The 7,885-nt window shown below is 36.5% G+C and carries 8 protein-coding genes; all 8 read left to right on the top strand.

Translation table 11 applies throughout. The features are described from left to right. Positions 1 to 891, top strand: an 891-nt coding sequence (locus HW45_RS04440; RefSeq protein ID WP_038225186.1) for a glycosyltransferase, incomplete at its 5' end; no start/stop codon positions are given. Further along, positions 891 to 1,928, top strand: a complete 1,038-nt coding sequence (locus tag HW45_RS04445; protein WP_038225188.1) for a polysaccharide biosynthesis protein — start codon at positions 891 to 893, stop codon at positions 1,926 to 1,928. The genes HW45_RS04440 and HW45_RS04445, both read left to right, overlap by 1 nt. Position 1,929: 1 nt before the next feature. After that, a complete protein-coding gene (locus HW45_RS04450; protein ID WP_038225191.1) occupies positions 1,930 to 2,802 on the top strand; it encodes a dTDP-4-dehydrorhamnose reductase family protein in 873 nt (290 codons plus the stop codon). Beyond that, positions 2,795 to 3,922 (top strand): non-hydrolyzing UDP-N-acetylglucosamine 2-epimerase, encoded by a 1,128-nt coding sequence (gene wecB / locus HW45_RS04455; RefSeq protein ID WP_038225194.1) that lies wholly within the window; start codon positions 2,795 to 2,797, stop codon positions 3,920 to 3,922. The genes HW45_RS04450 and wecB overlap by 8 nt, the downstream gene beginning before the upstream one ends. Positions 3,923 to 3,924: 2 nt before the next feature. Beyond that, positions 3,925 to 5,121, top strand: coding sequence for a glycosyltransferase family 4 protein (locus tag HW45_RS04460; protein WP_038225196.1), 1,197 nt, complete (start codon positions 3,925 to 3,927; stop codon positions 5,119 to 5,121). A 13-nt stretch (positions 5,122 to 5,134) separates the two neighbouring features. After that, positions 5,135 to 5,542 carry a WbuC family cupin fold metalloprotein gene (locus HW45_RS04465; RefSeq protein ID WP_038225202.1) on the top strand — a complete coding sequence of 136 codons (408 nt, stop codon included), beginning with the start codon at positions 5,135 to 5,137 and terminating at the stop codon, positions 5,540 to 5,542. Positions 5,543 to 5,617: 75 nt separating this feature from the next. Further along, complete coding sequence (gene gmd / locus HW45_RS04470; protein WP_038225199.1) at positions 5,618 to 6,724, top strand: GDP-mannose 4,6-dehydratase; 1,107 nt, start codon at positions 5,618 to 5,620, stop codon at positions 6,722 to 6,724. A gap of 82 nt (positions 6,725 to 6,806) precedes the next feature. Beyond that, a complete protein-coding gene (gene fcl / locus HW45_RS04475; protein ID WP_038225201.1) occupies positions 6,807 to 7,766 on the top strand; it encodes a GDP-L-fucose synthase in 960 nt (319 codons plus the stop codon). Positions 7,767 to 7,885: the final 119 nt, after the last annotated feature.

Genomic DNA, 7,885 nt, shown 5'->3' on the forward strand with positions numbered 1-7,885 from the left:
GAATTAGATAAAATAGAATCTACAGTGAAGCCTGATTGTGTCTTTTCTATTTTTGGTCCTACATATTGGAATCCTAGAACAAAACATATTGTAGGGTTTGCACAAGGTTATTACTTGTATGGCGAATTACCATATTTTAATTCGCTTGGATTTTATAAGAAATTAAAATTGCTTCTATTGAAGAATTATCACACTTTTTTATTAAGGCACCATTCAAATGAGTTTGTAGTTGAAACATCTGATGTACAAACTCGACTGTCAAAACTATTGGATATTGACAAAGAAAAGATTCATGTTGTTACTAATACATCTAGTTCATACTTTAAAAATTTCAAATCAACTACTTCTATTTCATCTGAGATTAATCCATTTAGGCTTCTTACAATTGCTTCACCGTATCCTCATAAAAATTTGCTCATATTGAAAGATGTAGTAGATATTCTGAAAAATGAGGCACGGTCTTATGAATTTACAATAACCGTGCCTGATGAATTTTTTTTTAAAGAGTTCTCAGGTTATGAAAAGTTTATAAAAAACGTTGGTGTGATTAGCAATTCTGAATGTCCTAAATTATACGACAAATGTGATGCAATGATTCTTCCAACGCTTGTTGAATGTTTCTCTGCATCTTATCCAGAAGCAATGATAATGAAGAAGCCTATTTTGACTTCTAATTACTCTTTTTCACAGAGTATTTGTGGTGATGCTGCTATCTATTTTGATCCTTTGAATGCAAATGATATAGCAGAAAAAATATTATCTTTATCTTCTGATAGAGAGCTTTATGGGGATAAGGTGAAGTTAGGTATTGAAAGATTAAATCATTTTGACACCCCGTATTCTAGATGTAAAAAATATATAGATTTATGTAACGATATCGTGAGGATATAATGTTTAAAAATAAAGTTTTATTAATTACAGGTGGCACTGGTTCATTTGGCAATGCTGTTCTTCGTCGATTTTTAAATACAAATATTAAAGAGATCCGTATTTTCTCGCGTGATGAAAAGAAGCAAGATGATATGCGCAAGCATTTCCAGTCAGATAAGTTAAAGTTTTATATTGGTGATGTTAGGGATGTACAGAGTGTTTCGAATGCAATGCGCGGTGTTGATTTCGTTTATCATGCTGCAGCTTTGAAGCAAGTTCCATCATGCGAGTTTTACCCTCTTGAAGCTGTTAAAACCAATATTATTGGGACTGAAAATGTATTGGAGGCTTCGATTATTCATGGTGTTGAGCGAGTTGTTTGTTTGAGCACTGATAAAGCAGTTTACCCGATAAATGCAATGGGTATTTCTAAAGCTATGATGGAAAAAGTCGTTGTTGCAAAAAGCCGCAATCTAGAGTACACAAATACAACGATTTGCGGTACTCGCTACGGAAACGTTATGGCTTCTCGTGGTTCAGTTATTCCACTTTTTATTCGTCAAATTGTCAATAATGAGCCTATAACTATTACAGATCCAAATATGACTCGATTTATGATGACCCTTGATGATGCTGTTGATTTGGTTTTGCATGCATTTGAAAATGGCAAAAATGGAGATATTTTTGTTCAAAAAGCACCAGCCGCTACAATTGAAGTACTAGTGCAAGCTTTACTTGAAATATTGGATAAGAAAGACCATGAAGTTAATATTATCGGTACCCGCCATGGTGAAAAACAGTATGAAGCTTTATGCAGTAGAGAGGAAATGTTTATTGCACAGGAGCAAGGTGAATATTATCGTGTTCCAGCTGATAATCGTGATCTAAATTACTCAAAATACTTTGATGAAGGTGAAAAAGATCTTTCTAAAGTTGAAGATTACAACTCTCATAATACAGACCGTCTTGATGTTGAAGGAATGAAACAATTACTAAGAAAGCTTGATTTCATAAGGGAAATTGAAGCAGGGAACGTTATGGTTCCTGAAGGTGTATAGCATGAAAGTACTTGTTATTGGAGCAACAGGTATGTTGGGCTACAGTATCTTCTCCAATTTATCTGAATTACCAGCCTTTGATGTTTATGGAACAGTTCGAACTATCGATCGTCTTGAGCGATTTTTTCCATCGTCGAATAAACTCGTTTTTAATGTCGATGTAAAAGACTTTACGACGTTAGAAATAGCCATTTTATCAATTAAACCAGATGTAGTAATAAATTGTATTGGTCTAATCAAACAACATGATGGTTCTAAGAAACATGTTGACGCTATCGAGATTAATGCTCTGTTACCACACAAAATTGCTGAATTTTGTGACGTTATAGGAGCCAGACTAGTACATTTTTCAACTGACTGCATTTTTGATGGGGAAATTGGTAATTACTTAGAATCAGATTTACCAACAGCAACAGATCTTTATGGAAAATCTAAGTGCCTTGGCGAGGTTGACTATGGCAAGCACATTACTATACGTACTTCAATTATTGGTCATGAGTTAAAATCTTCTGTAAGCCTTATCGATTGGTTCTTAACTCAAGAGAGTACAGTAAAAGGCTTTTCTAAGGCTATTTTTTCGGGGTTACCAACTGTCTACATAGCACAAGTTCTTGCAGAATTTGTACTTCCCAATGCTTCTTTATCGGGCTTATATCATCTATCCGCAGAACCTATTGATAAGTATTCTCTGCTATCAAAAGTTGCGGATGTTTATGATAAAAAAATTAAAATTGAGAATTGTGAAGATTTTATGATCGATCGTTCTCTTAGCTCTAACAAATTTCGTGGTGAGACTGGTTTTTTACCCTTAAGTTGGGATGATTTGGTCACTTTTATGTATGCAGATTACCTTAAGAGATATATTAATGAGTAAATTAAAAGTAGTAACAGTTGTTGGAACTCGTCCAGAGATTATTCGCTTGTCAAGAATCATTTCTAAGTTGGATAGACATACAGAGCATATCTTAATTCATACAGGCCAAAACTATGACTATGAATTGAATCAAATTTTTTTTGATGATTTAGGTATTAGAGCTCCTGATGTATTTTTAGAATGTGCAGGCGGTAATGCAGCTGAAACCATGGCACAGGTTATTAGCAAGTCGGATAAGTTTTTTGAAGGAATTAAACCTGATGCAGTTTTAATTTTAGGAGATACCAACAGTGCTCTTTCTGCAATCTCCGCAAAACGTAAAAAAATCCCAATTTTCCATATGGAGGCAGGTAATCGTTGCTTTGATTTGCGTGTTCCGGAAGAAATTAACCGTAAAATCGTTGATCATATTTCAGATATAAACATGCCATATAGTGACATTGCTCGTGATTATTTACTACGTGAAGGAATTAGCCCTGATTTAATTGTTAAAACTGGTAGTCCAATGGATGAAGTGCTGAATTATTACGAAGAAAAAATTGCACAGTCAGATGTTATAAAGCGGTTGAATTTGATAAGTGAAGGCTATTTCTTAGTGAGTGTACACCGCGAGGAAAATGTTGATTCTGAACGTAATATAAACAACTATGTTTTAGCGTTAAAAACGATTGCCGAGAAGTATAACCTTCCAATAATTGTATCTACTCACCCTAGAACTAGGAAAAAAATTGAAGTATTAAATTTGGAGTTTCACCCTTTAGTTCGTCTGATGAAACCACTTAATTTTAGTGATTATATTCGTTTACAAAAAGAAGCAAAAGTAGTCTTGAGTGATAGCGGTACGATTACAGAAGAGTCATCTATTCTAAACTTCCCCGCTATTAACATTCGTGAAGCACAAGAGCGTCCTGAAGGGTTTGAAGAGGGGGCAGTTATGTTTACTGGAATGAGTGTAGAAAGAATTCTGCAAGCAGTAGAAATCTTGGATGGGCAACCAAGAGGGGAAACTCGTTTGTTGAATAAAGTGGCTGATTATATTGCACCAAATGTATCTGATAAAGTGCTTCGAACAATTCTTAGCTATACTGATTATGTTAATCGTGTAGTTTGGAAAAAATAATAATGCACTTAGCATTTATTATCGATGATTATATGCCACACAGCACCCGAGTGGCGGCCAAGATGTTTCATGATTTAGCTAAACAGTTTGTACTTATGGGGCATCAAATAACAGTAATTACTCCAGGAGTAGGTCAGAAATCTCAGTTAGAAACTTTAAACTTCGAAGGAGTAACAGTTTGGCGTTTCTCTAGTGGCCCCCTCAAGGATGTTAGCAAAGTAAAAAGGGCTATAAACGAGACATTATTATCTCCAAGAGCATGGTGTGCGATTTCTGATAAGGTTTCAATTGATACTTTTGACGGAATAATATACTACTCGCCTTCAATTTTTTTCGGTCATTTGGTTAAAAAACTAAAGAAACGTTGCCGATGTCCTTCTTACTTAATTTTGAGAGATCTATTTCCCCAATGGGTTATTGATGCAGGGATGATTAAACAAGGGTCGATCATTGAACGTTATTTCAGATTCTTTGAATCGTTAACGTATAAGCAAGCTGATACGATTGGTCTTATGTCGCATAAGAATTTAGAGTTGTTTAATGACTTGACCGGTAGCCTTTATCCTGTAGAAGTATTGCGTAATTGGGCCTCTCTTAAACCTCATGAGAATCGATATCCTTATGAGTATAAAAAAAAATTAGGTCTTGAGAATAAAGTTGTTTTCTTTTATGGCGGTAATATCGGTCATGCTCAAGATATGAGTAATTTAATGCGACTCGTAAAAAAGATGCAATCATATCAAGATGCACACTTTCTTTTTGTTGGGCAAGGCGACGAAGTTGAATTGATAAACCAACTGGCTTTAGATTGGAAATTAGAAAATTTTTCTTATATTCCTTCTGTAAATCAAAATGAATTTAAACAAATCTTATCAGAAATGGATGTTGGCTTATTCTCTTTAGCTTCGAACCACACTGCGCATAACTTTCCAGGTAAGCTTCTAGGTTATATGGTTCAGTCATTGCCTATTTTAGGTAGTGTTAACGTAGGAAATGATTTGCTTGATATTGTGAATGACAATAAAGCAGGATTTATTACGGAAACTGGACAAGATGATGCGCTGTTTAAAAACGCAATTAGGTTAATGGACCTATCTACTAGGCAGTGTACTGGAGCTAGTGCATATGCATTGTTGAAAGCAGAGTTCTCGGTGGAAAACATTGCTAAGAAATTAGATGCTAAATTTAATAGAATTTAACGAGCGAGGAGCTATGGAATTTTTATCTTCGTCTACACTCGATGACTTATATTCAGAAGCTATGAACTCTTTAAGACTCCGCTCGCACTTTAATCTTCATTCTAATTATGAAGAGCAAGTGCAGCGATTACTTATAGCTATGGTGAAAGGTAGTTTTGTTGAACCTCACTTTCATGATTCTCCTCATCAATGGGAGTTGTTTACTGTTCTTAAAGGGACTGTGAAAATTAATCACTATTCAAAAAGCGGTGAGATTCTATCTTCTAGATATCTGGGAGAAGAACAAGATTCGATAATGGTTACAATTCGACCTAATGAAATACATAGTGTTGAATGCATCAGCGAAACGGCACTATTACTTGAGATCAAAGAAGGGCCTTATAAAAGAGATAGTGCGAAAGTAAATGTGAATTTTGCATGAGATCAATTAAAATCAACCATACGTTTGACTATAGTAAAAATAGTATAAACATTAACTTCAGATAAAGTTGTATATATGAAAAAAGCACTTATTACAGGAATCACAGGTCAAGACGGCTCTTACTTAGCTGACCTTCTAGTTAAAAAAGGTTATGAAGTTCACGGTCTTATTCGCCGAGCATCATCATACAACACAGAACGTATTGATGCGTTGGTAAACGGCGGTGCAAATATTAAACTGCACTATGGCGATCTTACGGATTCTTCAAACCTAATTCGACTAGTTAAAGAAATTCAACCTGATGAAATCTATAACTTAGGAGCAATGTCGCACGTAGCTGTTTCCTTTGAATCTCCAGAGTATGTTGCTGATGTTGATGGCATGGGAACTCTTCGCCTTCTGGAGGCGGTTCGTATCAATGGTTTGGAAAAGAAAACTCGCTTTTATCAAGCGTCAACGTCAGAACTTTATGGTGAGGTCCGAGAAATTCCACAGCGCGAAACGACGCCTTTTTATCCGCGTTCGCCATATGCTGTGGCTAAAATGTATGCATACTGGATTGTGGTTAACTATCGTGAGTCTTACGGTATGTACGCATGTAATGGAATTTTATTTAACCACGAGTCGCCTCGTCGCGGTGAAACTTTTGTGACTCGCAAGATTACTCGCGCAATTGCGAACATCTCTCAAGGTTTGGAGTCGTGCCTAGAGCTTGGCAATATGGACGCGTTGCGTGACTGGGGGCATGCTAAAGACTACGTTCGTATGCAATGGATGATGCTTCAACAAGAACAAGCTGAAGACTTTGTTATTGCCACTGGTAAGCAGATCTCTGTACGCGAGTTTGTTCGTTTGTCAGCTAAGGAAGCAGGTATTGAACTTGAGTTTTCTGGCGAAGGGGTTGATGAAAAAGCTACTGTTGTTGCTATTGATAAACAAAAGGCACCAAAAGTTAAAGCTGGTGATGTCATTGTAAAAGTAAACCCTCGCTTCTTTCGGCCTGCGGAAGTAGAGACACTACTTGGTGACCCTAGTAAAGCAAAAGCTAAACTTGGCTGGACTCCAGAGATCACTGTAGAAGAAATGTGTGCAGAAATGGTTGCGTTTGATATCGATAAGGCAAAACAATACGCAGTTCTAAAAGAACACGGATTTGACGTTGCGATCTCACTTGAAAGCTAATTAATCAGTAATACTGATTCGTTTATATTGCAGAGTTCCTCATTTACGACTCTGCTTTTTTATCTATATTATCGGAACTAGTATGAAAAGAGTATTTGTTGCTGGTCATAAAGGTATGGTTGGTTCAGCTATTGTTCGTCAACTATCTAAAGATTCTTCAGTAGAACTTATTACTAAAGATCGTAATGAACTTAATCTTTTAGATGCACTAGCTGTCGAAGAGTTTTTTGCGACTGACCATATTGATCAAGTTTATCTTGCGGCCGCGAAAGTCGGTGGGATTGTTGCTAACAATTCGTACCCTGCTGAGTTTATCTATCAAAATTTGACGATTCAAAACAATATTATTCACTCTGCACATCTACATGGTGTTCAAGATATACTATTCTTGGGATCGTCTTGTATTTATCCAAAGTTTGCACAACAACCGATGCGGGAAGACTCATTATTGACAGGATCTTTAGAAGAAACCAATGAGCCTTACGCAATTGCTAAGATTGCAGGTATCAAAATGTGCGAGTCTTATAATCGCCAATATGGTCGCAACTATCGATCAGTAATGCCAACTAATTTGTATGGTGAAAATGATAATTTTCATCCTCAAAACTCTCACGTTATTCCAGCATTGTTGCGTCGCTTCCACGAAGCAAAATTAAATGGCGACATGCAAGTTGTTGCGTGGGGTAGCGGTAAACCTATGCGAGAGTTTTTACATGTAGATGATATGGCGGCAGCTTCAATTTACGTAATGAACCTTGCTCAAGAGGTGTATCTAGAAAATACGCAAGAAATGCTAAGTCATATCAATGTCGGTACTGGTGTTGATTGCACTATTCGCGAACTTGTTGAAACTGTGGCTAAAGTAGTGGGCTATAAAGGCGATATTGAATTTGACACTACTAAACCAGACGGCACACCTCGTAAACTGATGGATGTCTCACGTTTAAAGAGTTTAGGATGGGAAGCGAAAACGAGCTTAGAAGATGGCTTAACTGCAACTTATCAATGGTTCTTAGAAAATCAAGATAACTATCGAGGCTAACGTAATATAAGGGAAGTAGAGGAGACAGAGAAGAGGAAGAAGAGGAAGAGAGAGGAGGAGAGAGAGGAGGAAGGAGGAGGAGAAAAAAAAAAAAAGAAGGAGAAGAAGGAGGAGAAGAG

Source organism: Vibrio sp. ER1A (assembly GCF_000733315.1).
Classification (GTDB): Bacteria; Pseudomonadota; Gammaproteobacteria; order Enterobacterales; family Vibrionaceae; genus Vibrio; species Vibrio mediterranei.

Bases quoted from the DNA above. Each gene is read 5' to 3' on its own strand.
- wecB (WP_038225194.1), top strand. From the start codon at position 2,795: ATGAGTAAATTAAAAGTAGTAACAGTTGTTGGAACTCGTCCAGAGATT.
- HW45_RS04465 (WP_038225202.1), top strand. From the start codon at position 5,135: ATGGAATTTTTATCTTCGTCTACACTCGATGACTTATATTCAGAAGCT.
- fcl (WP_038225201.1), top strand. From the start codon at position 6,807: ATGAAAAGAGTATTTGTTGCTGGTCATAAAGGTATGGTTGGTTCAGCT.
- HW45_RS04445 (WP_038225188.1), top strand. From the start codon at position 891: ATGTTTAAAAATAAAGTTTTATTAATTACAGGTGGCACTGGTTCATTT.
- HW45_RS04450 (WP_038225191.1), top strand. From the start codon at position 1,930: ATGAAAGTACTTGTTATTGGAGCAACAGGTATGTTGGGCTACAGTATC.
- gmd (WP_038225199.1), top strand. From the start codon at position 5,618: ATGAAAAAAGCACTTATTACAGGAATCACAGGTCAAGACGGCTCTTAC.
- HW45_RS04460 (WP_038225196.1), top strand. From the start codon at position 3,925: ATGCACTTAGCATTTATTATCGATGATTATATGCCACACAGCACCCGA.